Consider the following 1,959-nt stretch of genomic DNA (forward strand, 5'->3'; position numbering starts at 1 on the left):
CGTGTGCTCTTCCGATCTTCTGAAACAGCTGATCGCCCAGCGCGGCGCTTTGTGCAAGGAAGAAGCCGTGGCGATTATGAAGCAGTTGGTCAGCGCGGTTGCCGAAGCGCACCGCTGCAATATCATTCACCGTGATATCAAGCCGCAGAACGTACTGATCAAAGATGACGGTACGCTCAAGGTCGTCGACTTCGGCATCGCCTTGGCGCAGGATGCGCTGCAGCTGACGCAGTCGGATTCGGTCATGGGGTCGGTTCACTATCTTGCCCCGGAGGTGGCGCGCGGGGAAGCCGCAACGCGCCAGAGCGATATTTATTCCTTAGGCATCGTGTTCTACGAGCTGCTTTCCGGCGAGGTGCCGTTCCATGGCGAACAGGCCGTACAGATCGCGATGAAGCACATGCGCGAGGAAATCCCCTCGATCCGCAAGCTCAATCCGCAGCTGCCCCAGGCCGTTGAAAACGTGATCCTGCGGGCGACCGCGAAAAATAAGAATTTCCGCTATCCCAGCTGCGAGGCCATGCTTCAGGATTTAACGACCTGCCTGTCCCCGCAGCGCGCTGATGAGCCGCGCGTCGTGTTCAAAACACCGAGCGAGGGCAACAAGACGATCGCCATCGACACGGCCCGGCGCAAGGAGAACGGTTCCTCACATCCCTCGGCCAAGCCGAACAAAAAGAAAAAGAAACGGAAGAAGAAAAGCAACGCCTGGGTGGGCCTGCTGATCACCGGGTTAGTCGTTCTGTCAATCGCGGCGGTGGTCTTTATCCTCGCGCTGACCGGCAACTGGGGCGGCAAAAGCCAGCTGGTCGAAGTGCCGCCGTTGATCAACCTGACGGTCGAGCAGGCAGCTTCCACGCTCAGCGACGCCGGGCTGGAGCTGAACCGCGCGGAGATCAGCTACGCGTTAACCGACGACGTGGAGAAAGACCGAATCTATGAAAGCGATCCGGCCGCGGGTACGGCACTGACGGGCGGCAGTCAGGTGAAGATCAAGGTATCGCTGGGCCGCTATGTCGTCGTTGAAAATTACGTCGGAATGAAGATCGGCGAGGCCCGCGAAAAGCTGGAGGGTTCCAATATCCGCATTCAGACAAGCCAGGAAGCCAGCGACAGCGCGCCGGGCACGATCCTGCGACAGGAACTGCTCGATCCACAGACCAAGATCGATCCGCAGAAAACCAATACGATCCGGTTTGTGATCGCCGCGTATCCGACCTTCCAGATTGACTGGTCGATCAAAGGCATGGACGTCTTTGAGGCCCAGTCGCTGTTGGAAAGCCAGGGTGGGGAAGTCATGCTTTCCGTGCTGGATACCAGCGGCATGAGCGAGGAAGAAGCCGCGAATCTGCCGCGGGGCGTCGTGATCAACTGTTCGCCGGGTTTCGGCACGTTGTATGAACAAAATGAAGACAGCTATATTACCTTATATTATTATTAAAGCATCCATCGGAACGATTAGAAAAGGAGCGTTATGATCGGAAGAATAATCAGAATTATTTCCAACCAGTATCTGGTTGCGGACGAGGAAGGCCGCCGCGTGGCATGCGTGGCGATGGGCAAGGTCCGGCGGCAGGACAAACCGCGCGTGGGCGATTGGGTCGAATATACGGATTTCGGCGATCAGACCGGAATCGAGCGGATTCGTCCGCGGATGAACTCCCTGATCCGTCCGCCGGTTGCCAATGTCGATCAGGCGCTGATCGTCATGTCCGCAAAGGATCCGGATTTTTCCTGCACGCTCGTCGACTGGATTCTGTTTCTGATCGTCAACGCTTCGATCAAGCCGGTGCTGTGCATCACCAAGATGGATTTAGTTCAGCCGGACGACCCGGTTCACGGCTGGATTGAGGATTACCGCCAGAGCGGATATGAAGTTGTGCTGAGCGGCCGGGAAGAGCTCGATGAAAACCTGGCCGGGGTGCTGCGGGGCAAGGTGACGGTGCTGACCGGTCAGAG

Annotated in this window: 2 protein-coding genes; both read left to right on the forward strand. The window is 57.6% G+C overall.

The window, feature by feature from the left end; all coding sequences use genetic code 11:
• A partial coding sequence (locus AC5OW4_RS15135) for a protein kinase domain-containing protein (protein WP_493677201.1) occupies nucleotides 1-1,441 on the forward strand: 1,441 nt, incomplete at its 5' end.
• A gap of 33 nt (nucleotides 1,442-1,474) precedes the next feature.
• Nucleotides 1,475-1,959: GTPase RsgA (rsgA, locus tag AC5OW4_RS15140; protein ID WP_493677202.1), on the forward strand; the 485-nt coding region annotated here is incomplete at its 3' end.

Source organism: Holdemania sp., from assembly GCF_986127675.1.